Source organism: Vibrio sp. 1249-1 (assembly GCF_033340495.1).
This window is the reverse complement of the sequence record NZ_JAWOWJ010000010.1, coordinates 69,611-89,620: the sequence shown is the minus strand read 5'-3', so window position 1 is coordinate 89,620 and position 20,010 is coordinate 69,611. Positions and strand designations below refer to the sequence as shown.

The 20,010-nt window shown below is 45.0% G+C and carries 27 protein-coding genes; 10 read left to right on the top strand and 17 right to left on the bottom strand.

Features of this window, described 5'->3' with window-relative positions; all coding sequences use genetic code 11:
• Nucleotides 1–3: 3 nt before the first annotated feature.
• Genes vscX through sctW form a run of 4 tightly spaced genes read right to left on the bottom strand, consistent with a single transcriptional unit; the run spans nucleotide 4 to nucleotide 1,897 of the window.
• Complete coding sequence (gene vscX, locus R7Z50_RS17470; protein WP_064368455.1) at nucleotides 4–381, bottom strand: type III secretion system protein VscX; 378 nt, start codon at nucleotides 379–381, stop codon at nucleotides 4–6.
• On the bottom strand, nucleotides 378–752 hold the full coding sequence (gene sycN, locus R7Z50_RS17465) for a type III secretion chaperone SycN (RefSeq protein ID WP_005388159.1): 375 nt from the start codon (nucleotides 750–752) through the stop codon (nucleotides 378–380). The genes vscX and sycN overlap by 4 nt, the downstream gene beginning before the upstream one ends.
• Nucleotides 739–1,023: a TyeA family type III secretion system gatekeeper subunit gene (locus tag R7Z50_RS17460; protein WP_005377239.1), complete on the bottom strand. Its 285-nt coding sequence runs from the start codon at nucleotides 1,021–1,023 to the stop codon at nucleotides 739–741. The genes sycN and R7Z50_RS17460 overlap by 14 nt, the downstream gene beginning before the upstream one ends.
• Nucleotides 1,004–1,897 carry a type III secretion system gatekeeper subunit SctW gene (gene sctW / locus R7Z50_RS17455; RefSeq protein ID WP_017821331.1) on the bottom strand — a complete coding sequence of 298 codons (894 nt, stop codon included), beginning with the start codon at nucleotides 1,895–1,897 and terminating at the stop codon, nucleotides 1,004–1,006. The genes R7Z50_RS17460 and sctW overlap by 20 nt, the downstream gene beginning before the upstream one ends.
• Before the next feature lie 185 nt (nucleotides 1,898–2,082).
• Between sctW and vscN the strand changes: the two genes are divergently transcribed.
• From vscN to R7Z50_RS17405, 10 genes are all read left to right on the top strand, one after another.
• Nucleotides 2,083–3,405: a SctN family type III secretion system ATPase VscN gene (gene vscN / locus R7Z50_RS17450; protein ID WP_318149177.1), complete on the top strand. Its 1,323-nt coding sequence runs from the start codon at nucleotides 2,083–2,085 to the stop codon at nucleotides 3,403–3,405.
• Nucleotides 3,402–3,863 (top strand): type III secretion protein, encoded by a 462-nt coding sequence (locus R7Z50_RS17445; protein ID WP_005377236.1) that lies wholly within the window; start codon nucleotides 3,402–3,404, stop codon nucleotides 3,861–3,863. The genes vscN and R7Z50_RS17445 overlap by 4 nt, the downstream gene beginning before the upstream one ends.
• A gap of 9 nt (nucleotides 3,864–3,872) precedes the next feature.
• Nucleotides 3,873–5,084 carry a type III secretion system needle length determinant gene (locus R7Z50_RS17440; protein WP_318149176.1) on the top strand — a complete coding sequence of 404 codons (1,212 nt, stop codon included), beginning with the start codon at nucleotides 3,873–3,875 and terminating at the stop codon, nucleotides 5,082–5,084.
• Nucleotides 5,081–6,049, top strand: coding sequence for a SctQ family type III secretion system cytoplasmic ring protein VscQ (vscQ, locus tag R7Z50_RS17435; protein WP_017634547.1), 969 nt, complete (start codon nucleotides 5,081–5,083; stop codon nucleotides 6,047–6,049). The genes R7Z50_RS17440 and vscQ overlap by 4 nt, the downstream gene beginning before the upstream one ends.
• Nucleotides 6,046–6,696, top strand: a complete 651-nt coding sequence (gene vscR, locus R7Z50_RS17430) for a SctR family type III secretion system export apparatus subunit VscR (RefSeq protein WP_005377232.1) — start codon at nucleotides 6,046–6,048, stop codon at nucleotides 6,694–6,696. Before vscQ ends, vscR begins: the two co-directional genes overlap by 4 nt.
• A gap of 13 nt (nucleotides 6,697–6,709) precedes the next feature.
• Complete coding sequence (gene vscS, locus R7Z50_RS17425; protein ID WP_005377227.1) at nucleotides 6,710–6,976, top strand: SctS family type III secretion system export apparatus subunit VscS; 267 nt, start codon at nucleotides 6,710–6,712, stop codon at nucleotides 6,974–6,976.
• On the top strand, nucleotides 6,973–7,758 hold the full coding sequence (gene sctT / locus R7Z50_RS17420) for a type III secretion system export apparatus subunit SctT (RefSeq protein WP_017634548.1): 786 nt from the start codon (nucleotides 6,973–6,975) through the stop codon (nucleotides 7,756–7,758). The genes vscS and sctT overlap by 4 nt, the downstream gene beginning before the upstream one ends.
• A gap of 15 nt (nucleotides 7,759–7,773) precedes the next feature.
• On the top strand, nucleotides 7,774–8,823 hold the full coding sequence (gene vscU / locus R7Z50_RS17415) for a SctU family type III secretion system export apparatus subunit VscU (protein ID WP_151514828.1): 1,050 nt from the start codon (nucleotides 7,774–7,776) through the stop codon (nucleotides 8,821–8,823).
• 102 nt (nucleotides 8,824–8,925) lie between these two features.
• Nucleotides 8,926–9,636 (top strand): helix-turn-helix domain-containing protein, encoded by a 711-nt coding sequence (locus tag R7Z50_RS17410; protein ID WP_021707757.1) that lies wholly within the window; start codon nucleotides 8,926–8,928, stop codon nucleotides 9,634–9,636.
• A gap of 106 nt (nucleotides 9,637–9,742) precedes the next feature.
• Nucleotides 9,743–10,645: a DMT family transporter gene (locus R7Z50_RS17405; RefSeq protein WP_373417447.1), complete on the top strand. Its 903-nt coding sequence runs from the start codon at nucleotides 9,743–9,745 to the stop codon at nucleotides 10,643–10,645.
• A gap of 89 nt (nucleotides 10,646–10,734) precedes the next feature.
• Here R7Z50_RS17405 and R7Z50_RS17400 read toward each other — a convergent pair whose 3' ends face one another.
• The 13 genes from R7Z50_RS17400 to sctF form a co-directional block, all read right to left on the bottom strand.
• Entirely contained in the window at nucleotides 10,735–12,213 is a 1,479-nt protein-coding gene (locus R7Z50_RS17400; RefSeq protein ID WP_025768120.1) for a hypothetical protein, read from the bottom strand.
• 9 nt (nucleotides 12,214–12,222) lie between these two features.
• Nucleotides 12,223–12,681, bottom strand: a complete 459-nt coding sequence (locus R7Z50_RS17395) for a CesT family type III secretion system chaperone (protein WP_005377211.1) — start codon at nucleotides 12,679–12,681, stop codon at nucleotides 12,223–12,225.
• A gap of 230 nt (nucleotides 12,682–12,911) precedes the next feature.
• Nucleotides 12,912–13,889 (bottom strand): type III secretion system effector VopR, encoded by a 978-nt coding sequence (vopR, locus tag R7Z50_RS17390; protein WP_206958220.1) that lies wholly within the window; start codon nucleotides 13,887–13,889, stop codon nucleotides 12,912–12,914.
• A gap of 10 nt (nucleotides 13,890–13,899) precedes the next feature.
• Complete coding sequence (locus R7Z50_RS17385) at nucleotides 13,900–14,346, bottom strand: type III secretion system chaperone (RefSeq protein WP_025768119.1); 447 nt, start codon at nucleotides 14,344–14,346, stop codon at nucleotides 13,900–13,902.
• Nucleotides 14,347–14,601: 255 nt separating this feature from the next.
• Complete coding sequence (locus R7Z50_RS17380; protein ID WP_206970890.1) at nucleotides 14,602–15,765, bottom strand: VopS family T3SS effector adenosine monophosphate-protein transferase; 1,164 nt, start codon at nucleotides 15,763–15,765, stop codon at nucleotides 14,602–14,604.
• 3 nt (nucleotides 15,766–15,768) lie between these two features.
• Complete coding sequence (locus tag R7Z50_RS17375) at nucleotides 15,769–16,200, bottom strand: type III secretion system chaperone (RefSeq protein WP_206970891.1); 432 nt, start codon at nucleotides 16,198–16,200, stop codon at nucleotides 15,769–15,771.
• Nucleotides 16,201–16,385: 185 nt separating this feature from the next.
• Nucleotides 16,386–17,024, bottom strand: a complete 639-nt coding sequence (locus tag R7Z50_RS17370) for an HrpE/YscL family type III secretion apparatus protein (protein ID WP_005387146.1) — start codon at nucleotides 17,022–17,024, stop codon at nucleotides 16,386–16,388.
• The gene (vscK, locus tag R7Z50_RS17365) at nucleotides 17,003–17,668 is read right to left on the bottom strand and encodes a SctK family type III secretion system sorting platform protein VscK (protein ID WP_115386029.1); all 666 of its coding nucleotides are present in this window, start codon (nucleotides 17,666–17,668) and stop codon (nucleotides 17,003–17,005) included. The genes R7Z50_RS17370 and vscK overlap by 22 nt, the downstream gene beginning before the upstream one ends.
• Nucleotides 17,661–18,407: a type III secretion system inner membrane ring lipoprotein SctJ gene (gene sctJ / locus R7Z50_RS17360; RefSeq protein ID WP_086012989.1), complete on the bottom strand. Its 747-nt coding sequence runs from the start codon at nucleotides 18,405–18,407 to the stop codon at nucleotides 17,661–17,663. Before sctJ ends, vscK begins: the two co-directional genes overlap by 8 nt.
• Nucleotides 18,407–18,751: a type III secretion system inner rod subunit SctI gene (sctI, locus tag R7Z50_RS17355; protein WP_005387149.1), complete on the bottom strand. Its 345-nt coding sequence runs from the start codon at nucleotides 18,749–18,751 to the stop codon at nucleotides 18,407–18,409. The genes sctJ and sctI overlap by 1 nt, the downstream gene beginning before the upstream one ends.
• Nucleotides 18,752–18,759: 8 nt before the next feature.
• Nucleotides 18,760–19,395: a YopR family T3SS polymerization control protein gene (locus R7Z50_RS17350; protein ID WP_025768115.1), complete on the bottom strand. Its 636-nt coding sequence runs from the start codon at nucleotides 19,393–19,395 to the stop codon at nucleotides 18,760–18,762.
• A complete protein-coding gene (locus R7Z50_RS17345; RefSeq protein WP_005377200.1) occupies nucleotides 19,392–19,751 on the bottom strand; it encodes a YscG family type III secretion system chaperone in 360 nt (119 codons plus the stop codon). The genes R7Z50_RS17350 and R7Z50_RS17345 overlap by 4 nt, the downstream gene beginning before the upstream one ends.
• A gap of 3 nt (nucleotides 19,752–19,754) precedes the next feature.
• Entirely contained in the window at nucleotides 19,755–20,003 is a 249-nt protein-coding gene (sctF, locus tag R7Z50_RS17340; protein WP_005377199.1) for a type III secretion system needle filament subunit SctF, read from the bottom strand.
• Between the last annotated feature and the right edge of the window lie 7 nt (nucleotides 20,004–20,010).

Here is a 20,010-nt window from a genome sequence, read left to right as displayed (position 1 = left end):
TGGTTAGACCTGAATAAGGAGATTGAGCGCCATAGTGAGGTAACGCTGATCAAGTTGTGTACTTTGTAGCGTTTCGGATGCTTTGATAAAAGAAACGGAGCCTGAGTCCTGTGCAAGAACTTGCAGCTGAGCCAACGTTTCATCGAACTGTTGGCGGTACTTTTCTGGACGCAACAACTCTGAGTGCAACAATTTTGGCTTGGTTAACGCGATTAGGTATTGGTCTGAAGGCCTGAGGTCATAGAGCTTCTCTAAATGCGTAGCGACCGCCTGTCCATCCGGAAGTAATTGAAACCGTTCAGGGAAATCGGCCTTAACCTCACTATGAGTAACATGCGTGAAGGCTTCTATGCCTACGTTTAAAGTGCTAACTCGAGTCATGAGCCTGCCACATCGTTATGCAGACGAGCCAAAAGCGTAAACGCTTGCTCTAAGGTCGGAAGTGTTACTTCTTCTCCTTTTAGCCTTGCTGAAAAAACCAGAGTTTGCTCATCTAACAAGCCGGTTTTAATTTCGAAAGGCCAGCCTTGATCGGCATGACACAAACACAGTGCACTTTGAATCATGTCACTGGTTTGATGCCAAGATAACGCTCGAGACAACATCAAGAATAACTGCTCACCCTGTCGCTCAATATGCAGCGTACCACTTTGCTCAAAATCCAGCTGCACCCGTCCAGCTGATGAGAAATCGACGGCATCGAGCCCCATTCCTCGGCAAAATTCATCGACGGATGCATCAATCCAACTCATCTTCCCACGCTTCCTCTTCTTCTATATCAATGGCTTCGTCTAGCGCCTTTTGTACCGCTTGGATTAAATTCTGTCGTTGTTCTTCATCGGCGAATACGTCAATTGGGATTGCGCGAACTAACTTATGGAACTCTCGAAAAAAATCGATTTTTTGTTCTACCGCCGTCAATTCCATTGCGTTGGCGACTTTCCATATCTCATCACTGCTTACCCATCGCTGCTCTACCAACGCAATCACATCAGCCATCAAATTAGAAACTTGATAAGCCATAATTCGTCCTTTCCGGTTTAAACATTTGGAACAGCTGACTCACACGATCTTGCAACGTATTTAGAGTTTTGAGTTTTTGCATATCGGACATCAACCACTGCAACTTAACCGAATCGATACTGCTACCTTGAACACTAAGATCTGCACTCATGCCTTGCAGCATAAAGTCAACAGCAGTCGATACCTCCTGCTCACCAAAGCGCGCCACTACATCTTGATAAGCCGCGCCGAGCCCTTGATAACTATGAACGGTATCGCGGTAGAAGCCGCGCAGCTGATGCAAAGAGCTAAACTCTTGCTCTTGGCTGTATTCATCAGCAAAATTTGAGACACGGATTTCCGTATCAATTTGAGACCATGTATCTGGGTTTTGCTCGATTCTTAGAAGTGCTTGGTCAATCAGCGCTAGTAGGTGTTTACTTTCTGGACTCGCACTCAAAAACTTTTTAACGGCTTTTAGGGCGAGGTATTGATGGCTTTTCTCCTCGGAAAACCCATTCAAGTAGGCTTGTAATTGCGCGATGGTCGAGATATTTCCTCCCGCCATTTTTGTAGCCAAATCTTTGATCTTTTGATTCTTTTCAAGATCAGGGACTTTTCTTAAATAGTCCGAAACGAGTTCATGTGCTTCATTAACTCGAACACCACTGTCTTTCACTTTGCGCTTGGTCAGATCTTTCTCTGCTTTTTCGGAACCGAGTGAAGTGAGTTCTTCCATCGCATCAAAAAGTGATTGTGTGGCATTGTGAACACGGACGGTTTCACCGCGATAATTGCCTTTTTGTGAAACGTCGGGGCGAGACGATTCCAACCCGTTTTGGATAGACGCATCAAACTTTGGATTTGTTGCGATATGATTGTTGATAATACTCATTCACTTGCACTCCTTCCGCACAATACAGGCGAATTATAGGAAGTGCGCTTTTTTGAAGCTGTCAAAATCAGACGTGTTTTTTTAGTGCGCTTTCAGTTTTCTAAAAACTCCCGACTGATATTCACTATAAATTGATTCTTATACTTTCTATCCTCTCAGCATCAATCATTGCGCATATTTTTACCTTGAACGATTTCTCATACATCACTGATATCCAACAATCTGCGATTAAACACACGCGTTTGATCCAAATTCGCGGGCGCGTTACACAAGTCACCGGCACCATTATCAAAGCTGTCGTCCCTGGCGTTCGTGTAGGTGAACTGTGTGAGTTGCGTAATCCCGATCAAACTCTGTCTTTGTTAGCGGAAGTGGTTGGCTTCCAGCAGCATCACGCTCTGCTCACCCCGTTAGGAAATATGTTTGGGATTTCCTCAAATACAGAAGTAAGCCCAATGGGCAAAATGCACGAAGTGGGTGTTGGCGACCACCTGTTAGGTACAACGCTTGACGGGCTTGGGCGTCCTTTCGATGGTACGCAAAGTCAGGAACCAAGTGCTTGGTATCCTGTTTATCGCGATGCGCCACCACCAATGCAACGTAAACTGATTGAAAAGCCAATCTCTCTTGGCGTTCGATCCATTGATGGGCTACTGACCTGTGGTGAAGGTCAGCGCATGGGTATTTTTGCAGCGGCTGGCGGGGGTAAAAGTACCCTACTGGCAAAACTGATTCGCTCCGCAGAAGTTGACGTGACCGTTCTCGCTTTGATTGGTGAACGTGGACGCGAAGTGCGCGAGTTTATTGAGGATGACCTAGGCGAAGAAGGTATGGCCAAATCGGTTTTAGTGGTCGCTACCTCTGATCGCCCAGCAATGGAGCGCGCCAAAGCCGCCTTTGTTGCCACTTCTATCGCAGAATATTTTCGTGACCAAGGTAAACGCGTGCTACTGCTGATGGATTCGGTGACGCGTTTCGCCCGCGCACAGAGGGAGATTGGACTAGCCGCAGGCGAGCCACCAACACGACGTGGCTATCCACCTTCTGTTTTTGCCGCTTTGCCAAAGCTGATGGAACGAGCTGGACAATCAGACAAAGGATCAATTACAGCACTGTACACCGTGTTGGTGGAAGGTGACGACATGACGGAGCCTGTCGCGGATGAAACTCGCTCAATTTTAGACGGGCACATCATTCTCTCGCGCAAACTTGCGGCAATGAACCATTACCCCGCCATTGATGTACTTCGGTCAGCAAGCCGAGTGATGAATCAAATCGTTGAATCCGATCATCAGGTGTCTGCTGCTCATATTCGCGAAATGTTAGCTAAGTATGAAGAAGTTGAACTGCTAATCAAAATTGGCGAATACCAACATGGCGCAGATAGCCGAGCGGATATGGCCATTGCACAAAGTGATGATATACGCGCCTTTTTACGCCAAGGCACTCATGAACCAAGCGATCTTGATGGCGCTATCGCTCAACTTAAAGGGATGGCGAAACAATGATAGAACGCTTATTAGAAATCAAAAAAATTCGCGCTGACCGTGCGGATAAAGCCGTCAAGCGTCAAGAATACCGAGTGTCAAACGCCGCAGCACAGGTTCAAAAGGCCGAACGTTCTGTCGCGGACTATCACGTTTGGCGCCAGGAAGAAGAAGAGCGACGTTTTGCTAAAGCAAAACAACAAACGCTCGTTCTTAAAGAGCTGGAAACATTAAGACAAGAAATCGCGTTGTTAAGAGAGAGAGAAGCCGAACTTAAACAACGTGTGGCCGAGTCAAAAAAAGCGCTTGAAATCGAACGCTCGGCACTTAAAGAAAAGCAAAAAGAGGCGCGACAAGCCCATAAAACCAAAGAAAAATTCGTTCAGTTGCAGCAACAAGAAGTCGCGGAAAAATCGCGAGAAAGGCAATACCAAGAAGAACTCGAACAGGAAGAGTTTCGCACTGTCGACATTATCTAAAGGTTCACTATGCGCATTACCCCAACAACTGAAACATCGAATACGCTGCACAAATCAACGCCGGAACAAGTGCCTCTCGAGAAGGAGGCCGAGCTTCAATCACAATTCGAGCATGCAATGACGAAGAAGCCTAGCAAGGGAAAGGAGTCTATCGTTGCGAATCCCCAAAAAAATCATACTGGCGAAGAAGACATACCGCTAAGGCATAAGACATCTCAAGGTCTAGATAAGAAACTTAACCTATCGAACCAAGAAGCCAACGCTGACAAAAACACCTCCACTTTAAAAGGTAAAAGTGACGTCGTCACTAAGAGAGATATAGAGAAACCGCAAGACGACGCAGCAAATAGCGAAGAAATAATTAGCGAAAACAATAAATTGCTTAAAAATGATGGAAAAAGCGATGGCGACACAGTTCTAAGCTCCCCTTCTACCGAGCGTGTTGATCCTCACTTTCAAGCTCAAGCTCATTTGAAAGATGATAAACCGACGCCGATGGATAAACATACCTCGCCGGATTGTCTCTCTACGCTTGAATCTGGCTTGCTTCCCCAAAGTGCGACAGAGACAGAGCTCGCTCAATATGGGATTAACATTGTTGGCTTAACGAAAAAGCAAACTGAAAAAACGCACAATAAGCGTGCAACTCCGTCGCTACAGAATACAGGCAAACGACCAGACCAAACTGGTGGCCTGCCTGAAACCAAGCCTCTTGAAAAAATCGAGACGAAAAGCGCACTATTCGCCGTTAAAACGGATGAAGAAAAAGTGCCCTCTCAGTCCTTTGCAAGTGCGGTAACACAAGGCGATGTCATCCTAAAAAGTGTTGCTTCGCAGGCTCAACCAAGCCCAACGCGAGACGTAAACCAATTACTCCAGCAATTGGTGGACAAAATCTATGTTGCTCTGCCAACCGCATCGGACAACAAAGAGGTTCGGCTGTTTCTAAGTGAAGGGCAATTAAAAGGTGGTGAAATCCACATCAAGTTGGACGCTCAAGGGTATAGCGTGACGATTCGACAAGAGCATGCCCTTTCCATTATTAGCCAGCAAGCTAGACAAGATCTTGCTGAACGGCTAAACCGATTCGGCGGTGAGCAGCCACTTCGCTTAGCGATCAGCGAACAAACTCAACAGCTCGATCAACAACAACATGAACAACAACACTCACGCCAACAACGCAGCGTGTATGAAGAATGGCAAGCGGAGAATGACCTATGACGCCGTTAATAATCCCCAAAGTGGATGCAGAAAGTATCGCGCTCAGCAATCAACTTTGTGCAAAACAGTGCCACTTCCAAGGGACTGATGGTCAGAGCGTATCGATTACTGTTGCTCAAATCCCTTCATTTGAAGGGTTCCGTTTAACCACGTTGATTGGAGGGCAAACCCTACAAGTAGACTTTTCTCGTGCGCAGCTCCAACATTGGCTGAAATCGACCTTAAATGCTACTGCGTTTGAGTCCCTGCCTAACTCCCTCCAGTTAGCACTTTTGAGCTCACAGATAGAACCGCATAGTGAGGCAATCAAAGCGCTATTTGGTCAGTTACCCATTCTTAGTCAACTACAGCCGTTAGAGGCGAGCCAGGCCCAAGAGCATACTTTAATGTTAACCCTCAATAAGCCTAACGGCTCTCTTTGTTTGTGGGTTAGCGAAGGATCAGACGTGTTGTTGGATGCGCTACCAAACAGCGCTGCTCTACAAGCTCGACACCTCGCTTTACCTGTGTGGTTAAGTCTTGGAAGGACCCATTTGACGTTAAGCGAATTTAATTCGCTCGAGCTGGGAGATGTCATCTTTTTTGACGATGGTTACATCGCCAAGCAACAAGCCATTTTTCAAGTATCTAACCAGAATCTCTGGCGCTGCCAACTGGATGACCAAACTCTTCACATTATGGAAAAAGAAACCAATATGAATGACGTAAACACTTCAGAAATGTTAACCGACCACCAGCAACTGCCTGTGGAACTCACGTTTGATATCGGCCATCAAACCATCACGCTAGAGCAGCTTAACCAGCTTCAGCCAGGGTACGTATTCGAGCTAAACCAGCCTGTATCTAAGCCGGTAACATTGCGTGCCAACGGCAAAATCATTGGTGAGTGTGAACTGGTTAATGTTAACGAACATTTAGGTGTGCGCGTACTGGAGCTGTTCGGTGGCACGCAGGAGCCAGCATGATCCAGTTACCCGACGAGCTCAATCTCATTGTCAGCTTAGCACTGCTGGCACTGATCCCATTTATCGCCATGATGGCGACGTCATTTGTGAAACTCGCCGTTGTATTCTCACTGCTGCGTAACGCTCTCGGTGTACAGCAAATTCCGCCGAATATGGCGCTTTACGGATTGGCTATCATTCTGTCAATTTTCATCATGGCTCCCGTCGGGTTTGAAACCTACGACTACGTAAAGCAGCATGATATCTCCCTTGAAGATTCTGCAAGTGTAGAAGGCCTCATTGAAAGCGGTTTACAGCCTTATCGAGAATTTTTGAAAAAGCATATTCGGGAAACCGAAGCCATATTCTTCACTGATGCTGCACGCACATTGTGGCCACAGAAGTACGTAGACCGTTTAGAGTCGGACAGCTTATTGCTCTTACTGCCCGCATTTACCGTCAGCGAGCTTACTCGCGCTTTTGAAATTGGCTTTCTGTTGTACTTACCGTTCATCGCTATTGACCTAATTGTGTCGAATATCCTACTCGCGATGGGGATGATGATGGTATCGCCAATGACGATTTCCCTCCCCTTCAAATTGTTGCTTTTTGTCTTGCTTGACGGCTGGACAAAGCTCACCCACGGCTTAGTGTTGAGTTACGGTTAATCACGGAGAAAGTATGCATTCTGCTGAAATCATTCATTTCACGACTCAAGCATTAACCCTAGTGTTGTACTTGTCATTACCGCCGATTTTAGTCGCAGCATTGGTTGGTACATTGGTGTCGCTTATTCAGGCGTTAACTCAGGTCCAAGAACAAACGTTAGGCTTTGTGGTCAAGCTTATCGCGGTCATTATTACGCTGTTCGTCACAACGCAATGGCTAGGGGCAGAGCTCCACGCCTTCGCCTCGCTTGCTATGGATAAAATTCCTCAAATACGATGAGTTATCACGACTTACACCAGGTTTTATTTTTGTACAGTCTGACGTTACCTCGGTTAATGGCATGCTTCATCTTTTTGCCTATTTTGAGCAAGCAAATGCTAGGCGGCACCATGGTGAGAAATGGTGTGCTTTGCTCACTCGCGCTGTTTATATTTCCGATGATTAATCAGCAAAGCTTGCCCGCAGAAACCGACGGCATTTGGCTGATAGTGATTTTGGGTAAGGAGGTATTAATTGGGCTATTGATAGGGTTTGTTGCTGCTATCCCCTTTTGGGCGATAGAAGCGGCCGGTTTTCTGGTCGACAACCAACGTGGTGCTGCCATGGCAAGTATGTTTAACCCAACGCTAGGCTCACAATCCACACCAACAGCCGTGTTGCTGACCCAAACGTTGATTACCCTGTTCTTCTCTGGCGGGGGCTTTGTCACTTTTATCTATGCGTTATTCAAAAGCTATACATCTTGGCCGATCGTGGACTTTTTCCCAACCGTTAGCGACGCATGGGTTAGCTTCTTCTACGCGCAATTTGAACAGCTTATGTGGCTTGGTGTGTTGATGTCCGCTCCACTAGTGTTGGCAATGTTTCTTGCTGAGTTTGGTCTGGCGCTTATCAGTCGTTTTGCACCGCAATTGAATGTTTTTTTCCTTGCCATGCCAATAAAAAGTGCCATCGCGAGTGTTTTACTGATCGTGTATCTCGGAATAATGATGGATCACTTTGAAGTACAGTTTTACGGCATTACCCGATTCGCAGAACAACTCAATACCATTTGGCAATAACGCTTAGGATTCTTTATGAGTGCAGAAAAAACTGAGCAACCCACCGCAAAAAAGTTACGCGATGCTCGACAGAAAGGTCAGGTTGCCAAAAGCCAAGAAATCGTATCGTCTGCATTAATTTTGGCGCTCATAATTGTACTGTTTGCGTTCGCCGATTATTACATGTCGCACATCTCAGCGCTTATTCTCCTACCAAGTAAGCTTGCTTATCAGGGTTTCCAAGATGCGCTAGTCGATGTCGCTATCGCCATCGCAAAAGAAATTGCCTATCTACTCGCTCCGATTATTCTGGTTGCTGCACTCGTCGCCATCTTTTCCAATATGGGGCAGTTCGGGTTCCTATTTAGTGGTGAATCCGTTAAACCCGACATCAAAAAGATCAATCCCGTCGAAGGTGCCAAACGCATTTTTTCCCTCAAGAGTGTGATTGAGTTTATCAAGTCGATCCTTAAAGTCTCTCTTCTTTCCTGCATTATCTGGGTGACATTACGCGGTAACATCAACACTTTAATGCAAATTCCAACTTGTGGGCTAGAATGTGTCCCGACCATTACTGGCGTCATGATTAAACAATTAATGATTATCTCTTCGGTAGGCTTCATCGTCATCGCTGCCGCAGATTTTGCGTACCAGAAGTTTGATCACACGAAAAAGCTCAAAATGAGCAAGGACGAAGTGAAGCGCGAATACAAAGAGATGGAAGGCAGTCCAGAAATAAAAAGCAAACGTCGTCAGTTACACCAAGAGCTACAAGCCTCTAATCAACGTGAAAACGTTAAACGTTCTAATGTATTAGTTACAAACCCAACACATATCGCGGTTGGCCTTTATTACAAGAAAGGCGAAACGCCCCTGCCCGTCATCACTTTGATGGAAACCGATGCGGTAGCCAAACGTATGGTCGCAATCGCTAAAGAGGAAGGCGTGCCTGTGATGCAAAAAGTCCCTCTTGCTCGTGCACTATACGCCGACGGTAACGTCGACCAGTACATCCCAAGCGATCTTATTGAGGCAACTGCGGAAGTGCTTCGTTGGTTGGCTTCGTTAGAGTCCGAGGCGGACTAACAAACCACATCCCATTCAAGATCTGGGCTTACAACTGCCCAGCTTTCAACCTCGATACTTTCAACGCTATAATGCGGTATCCTTTAACTGTATGTTGTTTTTATGAAATCTAGCTTAAGCATTCGCTCCTACACGAAACGTATGAGCCGACATACTCATAGTGATTATCATCAACTGGTGCTTCCTCTCCAGGGCAACATACATATTGATATGGATAGCTATGTCGGAAAGGTGGCGGTTGGCGACTGCATAGTCATCCCCAAAAGTTGTGCTCACGGGTTTAATGCCGAAGAGTCATCACGCTTTATTGTTGCGGATATGACCACTTTGCCCACTCATTTGATGGATAATAGTGTGGCTGTGTTTTCGATTAGCCCGCCTCTACTGAGCTTTATCCAGTTTGTCGAAAAGCAACTTGAGTATCAGGTTAATGATGAAATTGAAAACTCAATGGTTGCAACCTTCTATCTGTTGCTGGAGCAGCAAAAGCGGTCTCGCTCCGTGGATTTGCGTATTCGAGATGTACAGGTTGTGATCGCGGAGCAGCTTGATCAGCCACTCACCATTGCCTCATTAGCGAATGCCGCTTGCTTGAGTCCGACGCAGTTTAAAAAGCTTTTTAAAGAGCAGCTAAAAGTGAGCGTCCATAAGTACATTACACTACAACGTATGGAAAAAGCCAAAGCACTACTGACTCATACAGACCTTCCAGTTCAGTTGATAGCTGAACGAGTTGGTTATAGTGACCTTTCCGCGTTTAGTCGACGGTTTTCAATGCATTTTGGTATGTCTCCTAGAGAGTTTTCCCGATAGTCACTAAAATAGTCTTCTGGAACAAGTATTCCGTCTTTTCAGCACAAAAATCTCTATCGCTTTCTTTTATTCTTTCTACCCTAAAACAGCCATTCACTAGGTAGAAATTACAGTGTTAAAAAAACATTTCACCGACTATCAATTAGGAACTTTATCCATACTTTTTGCTTCAACCCTGTGGGGAACGACGGGCACCGCTGCCAGCTTGGCACCGGATGTCAGTGCTCTCGCCATTGGCGCATTTTCTATGGGTATTGGTGGGTTTATGCAAGCATGTCTATCTGCGAAGTCACTGAAGAGAGATTTTCGAAAAGTCGTACATAAGAAGAAAACGTTACTGATTAGTATTATCGCCTTAGCCACCTACCCACTGGCTTTTTATTCATCAATGCGATTCGCTGGTGTGGCTATTGGTACGGTTATTTCTATCTCCACTGCTCCTTTCTTTTCTGCTTTGTTAGAGTGTCTCTTTAGCCGAAATCAGACCATAACCAAGCGCTGGATGATGAGTTTCGCAATCGGGGTCATTGGCATTACCTTGTTGCTGGCTTCTGAGTCATCCGCAAATAGCTTATTTGATCAGGATATGAAGCATTGGGGTGTATTACTTGGCCTATTGGCAGGTTTGACGTACGCCATTTACTCATGGGGAGTAAAGGCTATGATTGACCACGGCATTGAATCGCAAACGGCCATGGGAAGTGTTTTTGGTATTGGTGGAGTTTTGCTTCTACCAACACTTTTCATCACGGGTGATAATCTATTTGCATCGTCAACTAATACGGCGGTCATGCTCTACATGGCCTTGATTCCAATGGGGTTAGGTTACGTCGCTTTTGGGTTTGGGCTACGGTTTGTTACAGCCAGTGGAGCTAGCATACTCACGCTATTTGAACCTGTTATCGCAGCAGCACTAGCAGTTGCGATTGTTGGGGAAGAAATTTCTTTCATTGGTTGGGTTGGTATAACGTTGACACTTGTGTGTTTGTTTCTTCAGTCGAAAAGTTAAATTAAACCGATATTAGCCAGCCCCAAAAAGGAACGCTGACGGTAGATAAAGTAAGGAGCAGCACCTACTCCCTACTTTACCATTTGAAATTACACCCAGCCTTCTGCCAAGTACATCAATCGCAATTGACTTGGTGAGCCTAGTTTTTCTAGCGCATCTAATTGGACGTCACTCAGGTTTGGGCATTTATCAAGATAAACTCGTCCGTTTGCTGCATCTAGGGGGAGCTTGTAGGTGAGCTTTTCGTTTATTTTACTTGCTTCCCCTTTATCAATCGCTCGAACAGCTGGCATGAGCCAATCCCAATCTTCTCCTAACAGTTTTTTAAACGCCCCGTTAGCAATAGACTCGGTTTTACTTGGTGCATCCTCTGGGCTTAGCTTCAAGATAGAGTCTACGTCAGGAACCAAGTGCTCACTTGGCTCTGAACCCAACATCTTTTTCAGTGTTAATCGAGCGGTTTCCATCTCTTGTGCCTCTTTAGGCGCTTGAGGAGAAGTCATTGCAGTATTCTCCTTAGGACCAAGGTACGCCATTAATGCGCGGACAGAAGCCGGATCTTGCATACTGAAGGTAAAGTCTCCTTTGGCATTAGAAACTTCAAGCCTTGGTAAAACACCAGACATCTCACCTTGCATGAGTTGTTCTTTGACTTCTGTATTTAGTCCGTATGCTCCAGCTTGGTTCGCCACAAAACCACCGCCGCTCATGATAGCAGTCGTTGCCGCAGAACCGATTGCCTCTTTTGCTATCGGTGTGACGCCCACCGTTGCTACAGAGCTAACACCGAACGTGCCCAGGCTCCCCGTCGCCATACCTAACGTAGCTCCAATGCCACCTTCAGCCGACAGTATCGCATGACCTTGAGCCAAGGTTTGCTGCATCGGCATAGAAAGACGTTGATCTCGCCCTGGCAGCTGTGAAATTTGTTCTAACTGATGATGGTAAGCCTCAGCATCACCATTTACGGCCGCTTTGTGCAACTCTCTACCTGTAGAAATCAATAAGCCAACGCCAGGTAATGCCAAGTTAATAACGGCGTTCACACCAGAACCTTTTAGCTTTTCTTTGCCCATCTGCAGCAGTTCAGCAGCGAAGCCATCCATTTTTCCTGGATACTGGGCTTCTAAACTCACCTGCATACGCGGATCTTTGCTGATCGCATCAAACGTATTTTTAAGCTGCTGGTACGTATCGCTGCTCACTTTTATTTCATCCAATAGGCTGACAACTTCTAAGATTTTACGCTCAGTAAGTGGCTCACCGCGATAGCCTGAAGGACTCACTAGGGAGTAAGCCAACAGCGCAACCTCAGGTTTTTCTTGCTTAAGTAGCGCCTGCTTTAAATCAAGGTGAGTTTTGATGTTTTCTTGGAAAAACTTAGTGTATTTGCTTCTCAATACGCCTTCGTGAATAGAAGCAAACTTGTGACCTTTGTGGAATGTGGAAGGCTCTTTTACTTCACCTCTTTTGCTGATCACTCGGTCATCTTTTTGCGCAGCAACTGCACGAAACTGTTCTAGATCAGGTACTGGGCTTTGGCTGATTTTTTGTGTTGTATTAACCATTTTTCTCTCCTACACACGAAGTGATTGAACATGAGCTTGTTCATGATTAGAGGTGGTTGGAATCGCTTGATCCAACATTGCGAAACGCGCTTGCCACAGCTCGGCCTGTTCAATAACTTCGTGAAACCAAGCGGTAAGGTTCGTCGTATTTAGATGCTCAACGGGTTTACGTCCTGCTAAGACAAGCTGTCGACCATTTGGAGCTAAAGCAAGTGCGAGGTTGCCACTACCAATTCCTTGATAGTTAGCATGAGCAAGAAGCTCTAAACCTTTTAGTCGTTGTTCACCGGATTTTTCTAACCCTCCGAACGTTACAGACAACATCAAATCATCCGTATCTGTCGCGATGAAATACAACATGTAGCGATCATCGACCAGTAGCTGACAACGTTCATTTTCTTCAAAATTCAGTTCGGGCAACTCATTGAGTTGGCAAAACTCCAAGAGCAGTTGTTGAATCGTGTTCATAACTTTTTCCTTTTGTTTCAATAACTCTATTGAACAACGATTGCAGATTGAACGATGTCGGTAATGGCTTTATTTTTGTCACTTTTTCGCCTTCATTGTGAGGTTTTCCGCAGAAATCTCGCTCTAAAATCGAGTTGCCAGAGTAATAAAAAAGAGCAGCTCAGAGCTGCTCTTTCAATAAAGGTTAGATGCTTAGCATGGTGTATTTGCTCACTTCTTTTGCAGATTGACTAACCCAGTTTATGGCTATCAAAAATGACTTCTGTTGGCGGGAACATATTCGAAACAGGTGGTCGTTGTGCATCTCCAAACATTGGTGCACCGAATGCAGATGTCGCCCACGGGTCAACAATTTTCACATCCTTACTCCACGTTGATGGATCTTTTATGTCGCTCCCCTCTTGTCGACCAACCAATACATAAAGGTGTGTACCTGAATGACCCTTTTTAAACGCAACCACTTCTACTTTGGGTTCACTTTCAGGTGTTCCTGACATGCCTTGAATCATCTCAGCGGCGGCAGCAAAGGCAAATGTAGTACAGCAGCCGGCTTTCGCGGTTTGTACTGCCTTAGCAATGTTCTGTAGAGTGCTTAATTGCGGTGCGGTTCCTCTTTGTGCTGCAGCTTGAACTCCGTTTGCGGACATCGTCGCTCTGTGATCTTGCATGATTCGCGCTTGATCCGCGTGAAGCTCTTTTAGTCGTGGCTTTCCTTTTGTTTCATAAAACTGTGACCCCTTAACACCGAACGTATTTAAGTCCGTACAGGCAAAATCACCAAGCTTTTGAAGGTTGGCTTTATGTTCGTTGATAAGCGCGGCACTCGATGAAGCTTTATTGGTTTTGGAAGATGAGGCTGCCGTTTGTGCAGTGGGCCAATTTGAGCTAGGACCAGACGACAATCTCTCAAGATTTTTCAGGCTCCCAAGCGTTAACTTGTTTTCACCGTTCAACACATTTTTCAGCATGAGCTTCGCAACATCTTTAGGAATACCCTGCTTAGTAAGCAGGTTCACTACAATATCTTTCGCTTTATTCTGGTGGCTAATACGCGCGCTGATACTTTTATTTTTTGGTGCGCCCTCTTTAACAAAAATATCTTTACCGTTGTGTGCTCGAACCTCTTTGTCGTCAGCTTGATTTTGTGTCGCCAAATGTGACGTTAACTGACTCAACGAGTGCATTTGCGATGTATTAATATTGACCATGTGTGATGCCTTAAACTTGAATAAATGCGTGTACGTCTGTTTGGCTAAAATCTACAACCGTGTTGTTTTGAAATAACTGTCCCCAAGTATCAACTAATTCGTTCAACTGAATGATTAAGTTAGCAATGTTGGTGAGTTCACTTCCAGTCGCGATAGCAACTTGAAGAACAACGTCTTTGCGTGTTGGATTCACACAAAACTGCACACCACCTGTTTCTCGATACAAAAAGTTGTATTCAAGTAAAACTTGAAGTTTATCTAGCGTAATATCATCTTGTTCTATAAGCAGGTTTTTGGAAATCAATAACTCGCCTTTTTCCTCTACGAGCAGAACATCGACACTGTTGTTTTCAGCAAAATGCAGTGACCACATTTGATCGTCATACGCTGTCACGCGCTCAAGGTTCAGCACTTCTCCTAGCTCAGAGAGAAGCATATTAATCTTTCCTGTATCCATGTTGTGTCCTGTCTAATTTATTATAACTAAGTGACATCGATATATTTATTTCAGCGAAGCCACTTGGGTATAACGGCTCATTTAAATAAGCGAATAAGGATAAAAGAGATTTTATGGCGAGATAGAAACCGACACTTTATTTCAACGTCTCATTTTTATTGCTATTAGCCGTTTTATTGAGAAGAAAAATTAAGGTTAAGCTGGAAAATAAAAGAGCGGCAATCGCCGCTCCAAAAATTAAATAGAAGTAGAAAATCACTTAATACCGTGAAGGCTATTTTCTGCATCCATAACTAAAGGATTGAACGAGTCGTTACGAAGTTCTGCTATCGCGTATAGCATGCGCCCCATGCGACCATTTCCATCGGTAAAGCCATGGTACCCGATAACTCCGGCGAACAAATGTTTACCTAAGTCTTTATCTTCTACAGGGTTCTCTTTCAAAAAGCCTTCAATGTGCTGCTTTAACATGCCCTCACCGCCAATACTTGACGGCAAAGTGCCACCCGAAATATTTGGCCCTCGGTAATCACGCTCAACATTAGGCACCAATCGAGCGTGTAGCTCTTTTAGGTTTTCCATATTCAATAAGTCTTTACCATTAGACGCGTATTCTTTCAGTAAAGACGTAATATTTTCGGCATCGTTTCCTTTAGAGTTAGAAGCATTAATGATCCACGCCGCAGCTCTTTCAACATTATTGGTTACGCCACTTTTGTTAAACGCATCCTCCGCCAGTCCTTCAGCGTATACACCTTGGCTTAGATCGGTGCTTGCTAGACCTTCGATATGACGTTGCGCCGATTTAAGATGCATCACCTCCATATCAAACACCGCTTGCATTTGATTAATGCTACCTGCCGGGTTTTTCTGCGCTGCAGATACACCACCGCCGTAGTCTTTTACTACACGTCCAGCAAGCGACTTCGCTGCACTTTCGCCAATCAGTGATGTGAGGTTTTTACCAGAATCGGTTTCTAACATTGCCTCTGTCATCGCTCGCTCTGCTAACTGGTTTAGCTCAGCAGAGTTCGACTGAACTGATTTACTGTCTAACTTCGCAAAGGCATTTAAGACATCTGATGCGGTTTTTATGCTTCCATCCTTGAAGAACATTTGTCCATGCTCAACAGAAGAAGCAGCTTGTAAACGCTGAGCTTGTCCTTGCTCATTATCAAATACGGCTTTTGTAAGGGCTTTCGCTACCGATTGTGGGCTACCTTCGCGAAACAGTTTTCCTGTCGCTTCAAAAAATCGCGCTACTGCACCATTCGTAGGATTGGCGCGAGTAAATTCTTGGGTCGCTGCGTTGATTTGGTATTCTTTGCCACCAATACTCAGCTTACCTTCGTTAAGTATCTCGTTACGAGCTTGCGGCATGGCGGCCTGCAACGCGCTAACACTTCCAAAACTGATCATGTTTTAAACCCTTAATGTGGAAAAATGAGTGGTATTCGTTTCCGGTACTTCGGTTGTTTTATTGGTTACTTCTTGTGTATTCGCACTTTTTAACCACTCGATGAAATTCGCAAATGACTCATCGAAAAAAGATACAGTTAGCAGTTGCTGAGGCAGGTGTATGAAACCGATATATCCGGTCTCTTCCTCCCAGCATACCGCTGGAGAGCCTTGCGTTAAGGCATCTTTCATATGTTGATGCAAAATATCAGCACTCGGTTTATCACCTGAAATCAGCCCGATAAGCGTCACACGATCTTCTTGTGCACGAATTGTGATTGCTGTGTTTTGCTCAACGAGTAGATGGCAACAATCATCCTCATCAAAAACCAACGGCTCCAATTGGCAGCGGCTGGCAAAATCTGTCAGTAAAGAAGTTATAAATCCATTAGCCATTCGACTAAATAATCCTATTTTTGTTGTTTTAGAGGCGCTGCTTAGTTGCAACACTTATCAACTAAGCAGCTTTCTTAGGTGTATTCTTAAGGATTTATGGCAGTGAATATTTTAGAAATGGTCGGATTTTTTTTGTTTAAAGGCATTAAAATGAAAAAACTCAGCAAGTGCTGAGTTTTTGAGGTTTATTCATGAATCGTAATTTTACGCTCGCTGAGCTGCTTCACCATGGCTTGCTTTAATGCATGCAGCTGTCCATCAATACTGGCGTCGATGATCCCAACTTCTGTTTCCAAAATGCAGCCTCCATTTTTCAAGCGCGCATCTGCTACCACGTCAACATAACCGACTTCAGGGAAATCACTTAATACACCAGCCACCTTTTCTCTCACCTCAACAACCTGCTCTGGGTGGACATGTAAAATGACCTGCTTTTGGTTACTCACCAGTTGCAACGCTTCTCGAACTACACTCACCGTGGTATCGACATCATCGAAGGTATCGATGATCTTACGTACTGCTTCTAACACCACACCTGTCATTTTTTCTTCGACTTGCTGATAGTAGTCATTACAACGTGCTAAGGTTTCAACCATCGTTTGCGCATTTTCAATCTTGGCTTGTGCAAGGCCATCTTGATAACCACGTTGTTTTTCGGTTTCGTAGGCTTGTTGGGCATTAGCAATGATGCTTTCAGCTTTGGAGTTCGCGGCTTCAACTAAGTGTTGCGAATCCAGATAACTGGCATAATCTTTCGCTTTCAGCACCTTTAAGCCAGGTGCCAGCTGCAAATTGTCTGTTTTTATTTCAACAAATGAAACCATTGAGGAATAACCTGTTTTGCGATTTTTTTTGTGAGTCGATACGCCAGATCTCGTTGATCCGCTTCCAACCAGTTAGCTGTTTCCGCGTTTTCGCTAAGTTGCTTTTCTAATTTGAATTGCCAACGAAGAACAACATCTTCTGGTGAGTTAATCAAAATAAACCTCATCCAAAAATATCCCAGCGCCCTCATGCTTGCTTCAACAGACCTTTCATCCAATAGTTCTGGTAACGAACGCTGCCAGCCTTGCGGCCAGCTGGATAACAGCATCGGCCCGTTTTGAATTAAGAACCGAGCGCCTTCCAAACCAAATACGTTGTTCAGAACCTGTTTAGGATGTTTTAAGACAACGCTTCGCATCGCAACGCAATGCAAAGCTCCACCCACCATCAATACGAGTTGATTCAACGCGTCTGTCGGGAGCAATGCCAAACTATGACAAGGTCTGTTAAAAGCCATCTCAGGAACGGGAGATAACGCCCACTCATTGATACACCATTGGTTGAACATGGGGTTATCTCTCCAGCCTTCGATATTTAGTAACCAAGGCTGCTTTTGCTCTATCCAACTTCTATGGATGTACTGGCAAGGCGCATAGTTAAACTGGTGTTGTACCTGCGCGAGTGGTGTTTCTGGTTTAACCACGCTTCGTGTTCCTACGACACCATGTAAAAGTAGCGATATTCGAGCCGATGAGTGCCGCTACCAAGAACACCAAAATGGCGATAAGATTATTCGCCGTCTCTTTGGTGACCTGAACCGACAAAATGCTTTTAAATTGATTGTTTTGAGTAGCAACTCGAACCTCTGATGAGGGTACCATCACTACGCTGATTCGATCGTAGTTCAACCCCTCAATACTGTTGTTCACTAATAATTTGATCTGCGGAACATATGAATCAAGCGCAATATCTGCCGCGTGTTTAATAAATACGGAGGCAGAAGCTGGAGTTGGACGCTCTCCTGGACGCAGATCTTGATCTTCCAAAACAACATGAACACGTGCCACTAGCACGCCATCAATCTGAGATAAGGTTGAGGAGAGCTCTTGAGATTTCGCGTATACCAAACGTGCTCGTTCTGCTAATGGTGACGAGATCAAATCGTCTTTGGGAAACACTTCTTTCAGTGTGGAAAACTGCTCTCTTGGATAACCTTTTCGCTTTAGCGCGTCTACCGCGAAGGCGATTTGGGAACTGTCTACCATTAACTTGACGGTGTTGTCTTTGTCAGGCTCTTTTGTTGCAACGACACCTTCGGATAGTAAGATCGACAACATCTCATTACCCTCTTTCTGAGTAACGTTGGTGTATAACTCGGTCTGACAACCTACCAGAAACAACGTGAGCATGATGAAAACTGCTCTCATTTTATTCATCATCACTATTGTGCCTTCAATAAGGTTTCTACGTTTTGTGTGGTTTTACCCACGGTTTTCGCGATCAGCTCTTCTTGAAAAGTAATGCGTGTCAGCGCCCACTGCATTTGCAGTAATTGCGCCGGATCATCACCCACCATCTTCATGTTGTCTTGCAGGTTACTTTTCGCGTTATCGATAGTGTTTTTCAACTCGCTGATGTTTTCTAGCAAACCTCCCTCCAGGCCATTACTTGCCTCGGGAACCGACATGGCTTGCTCAAAACGTTCGCTTAAACCGTCTTCGACTTGCGCATCCTGTAACTTATCAATGTTGGTTTGCATCACCTCGGTGTACTGCGTGTTTATCATATGTACTCCTAAGATAAATCTAACTTGTGACTGTGAGTCATGATGTTTTTCACCATCGCATTTTTTTGGATCATGAAGCTAAGTTCATCACGAACCATGTCCAGTGTTGATGCCATATCAGGTAACGACTTCAACTCTGCCCAGCAATGCCATAAGGCTTGTTCTTTCTGGGCACCCAGTGGAAAATGCTGCGCTAGCATTGCTTTTAGTGCTGTTTTATCAGCAGGTGGTTCGGCAATAAGCTGTCCCGAAAAATTCCCTAGTAACTCCTGCTTCAACACCTTTAACAAATCAGATTGTGGCTGCTCGTTGCCTTTTGCACTCTTCGCCTCATGAAAGGCGTACCACATTGCCTCTCGTTTAACTTGAGGGTCGGAAAACGCTTCATTTAACGATGATAAGACACTTTGTTTACTGACAACCTCTGCGTCTTTTAATGATTCGTACCACGCTTTAATCTCCGCCAGTTTCGCTTCTGTTTTCTCTAGCGTCTCTTTTGGAGAAACATGTGAAACTTGCTCTTGCTTGTCACTTCGCTCCATGAGTGCTTTCATCTTGTCTTCATCGCTCCGCTCATAATGGCGCGACTCCGACTGACGCAAAGATTGGTGTTGAAGACTTAGGTTACTTGAATCAATGATCATCCAAGATTCCTAATGTCCTGAGAAAAGCTCGCAGCAAATGCTTGGCTTTCTTCGCTTCCTTGTGACGCAAGTTCTACCCAGCTTTCCGCTTTGCTCAGTAAACCGGCTTTGGCAGAAGCAAGAGCCGCTAAGCTGATCAGATCTGGATAGGCGTTACAAAGTGGTTCGAGTAATTGATGAGCCTCTTCATACAAGCCTTTATTCATGAGGCTCATTGCACGAATCATCGCAACGGTCTCTTCAGAACCTGAGCTTGCTTCAAGGCCATCTGCAATCGTGTTGGCTTCTTGATGACGATGCATACCTGTTGCCATCAGCGCGATTTCAGCCAGCAGTTGGCGCGTTTCTCGTTCCATGCTTTACACCTTCTGGAGAATCGACTGCATCACATCTTTAATCGCACGAGTAGTGGTCGCATTGATATTGTAAACAACAGACCATTTGTTGATCGCGTGCTGAAGCTCGGCAAGCTTTGATGGATCATCGGCATTGGTTTCTAGATTCTTGATGGCTGCCGTCACTTCTGTGTTGGCATCTTTCGCTTGTTGTTCTAACTTAGCTTTAACATCATCAAGGTTTACACTGTTACTAGCATCGTAAAATGACATAAGACTT

Excerpts from the sequence above, each read along its gene's own strand:
- R7Z50_RS17385 (WP_025768119.1), bottom strand. The coding sequence starts at position 14,346 with ATGGATACAGGAAAGATTAATATGCTTCTCTCTGAGCTAGGAGAAGTG.
- sctF (WP_005377199.1), bottom strand. The coding sequence starts at position 20,003 with ATGTCATTTTACGATGCTAGTAACAGTGTAAACCTTGATGATGTTAAA.
- R7Z50_RS17460 (WP_005377239.1), bottom strand. The coding sequence starts at position 1,023 with ATGGCTTATCAAGTTTCTAATTTGATGGCTGATGTGATTGCGTTGGTA.
- R7Z50_RS17345 (WP_005377200.1), bottom strand. The coding sequence starts at position 19,751 with ATGGAACGAGAAACGCGCCAACTGCTGGCTGAAATCGCGCTGATGGCA.
- sycN (WP_005388159.1), bottom strand. The coding sequence starts at position 752 with ATGAGTTGGATTGATGCATCCGTCGATGAATTTTGCCGAGGAATGGGG.
- R7Z50_RS17400 (WP_025768120.1), bottom strand. The coding sequence starts at position 12,213 with ATGGTTAATACAACACAAAAAATCAGCCAAAGCCCAGTACCTGATCTA.
- R7Z50_RS17350 (WP_025768115.1), bottom strand. The coding sequence starts at position 19,395 with ATGATCATTGATTCAAGTAACCTAAGTCTTCAACACCAATCTTTGCGT.
- vscU (WP_151514828.1), top strand. The coding sequence starts at position 7,774 with ATGAGTGCAGAAAAAACTGAGCAACCCACCGCAAAAAAGTTACGCGAT.
- vscQ (WP_017634547.1), top strand. The coding sequence starts at position 5,081 with ATGACGCCGTTAATAATCCCCAAAGTGGATGCAGAAAGTATCGCGCTC.
- R7Z50_RS17380 (WP_206970890.1), bottom strand. The coding sequence starts at position 15,765 with ATGATCAGTTTTGGAAGTGTTAGCGCGTTGCAGGCCGCCATGCCGCAA.
- R7Z50_RS17445 (WP_005377236.1), top strand. The coding sequence starts at position 3,402 with ATGATAGAACGCTTATTAGAAATCAAAAAAATTCGCGCTGACCGTGCG.
- R7Z50_RS17440 (WP_318149176.1), top strand. The coding sequence starts at position 3,873 with ATGCGCATTACCCCAACAACTGAAACATCGAATACGCTGCACAAATCA.
- R7Z50_RS17395 (WP_005377211.1), bottom strand. The coding sequence starts at position 12,681 with ATGAACACGATTCAACAACTGCTCTTGGAGTTTTGCCAACTCAATGAG.
- sctW (WP_017821331.1), bottom strand. The coding sequence starts at position 1,897 with ATGAGTATTATCAACAATCATATCGCAACAAATCCAAAGTTTGATGCG.
- R7Z50_RS17370 (WP_005387146.1), bottom strand. The coding sequence starts at position 17,024 with ATGGTTTCATTTGTTGAAATAAAAACAGACAATTTGCAGCTGGCACCT.
- R7Z50_RS17375 (WP_206970891.1), bottom strand. The coding sequence starts at position 16,200 with ATGGCTAATGGATTTATAACTTCTTTACTGACAGATTTTGCCAGCCGC.
- sctT (WP_017634548.1), top strand. The coding sequence starts at position 6,973 with ATGAGTTATCACGACTTACACCAGGTTTTATTTTTGTACAGTCTGACG.
- vopR (WP_206958220.1), bottom strand. The coding sequence starts at position 13,889 with ATGGTCAATATTAATACATCGCAAATGCACTCGTTGAGTCAGTTAACG.
- vscS (WP_005377227.1), top strand. The coding sequence starts at position 6,710 with ATGCATTCTGCTGAAATCATTCATTTCACGACTCAAGCATTAACCCTA.
- vscR (WP_005377232.1), top strand. The coding sequence starts at position 6,046 with ATGATCCAGTTACCCGACGAGCTCAATCTCATTGTCAGCTTAGCACTG.
- R7Z50_RS17410 (WP_021707757.1), top strand. The coding sequence starts at position 8,926 with ATGAAATCTAGCTTAAGCATTCGCTCCTACACGAAACGTATGAGCCGA.
- sctI (WP_005387149.1), bottom strand. The coding sequence starts at position 18,751 with ATGATAAACACGCAGTACACCGAGGTGATGCAAACCAACATTGATAAG.
- vscX (WP_064368455.1), bottom strand. The coding sequence starts at position 381 with ATGACTCGAGTTAGCACTTTAAACGTAGGCATAGAAGCCTTCACGCAT.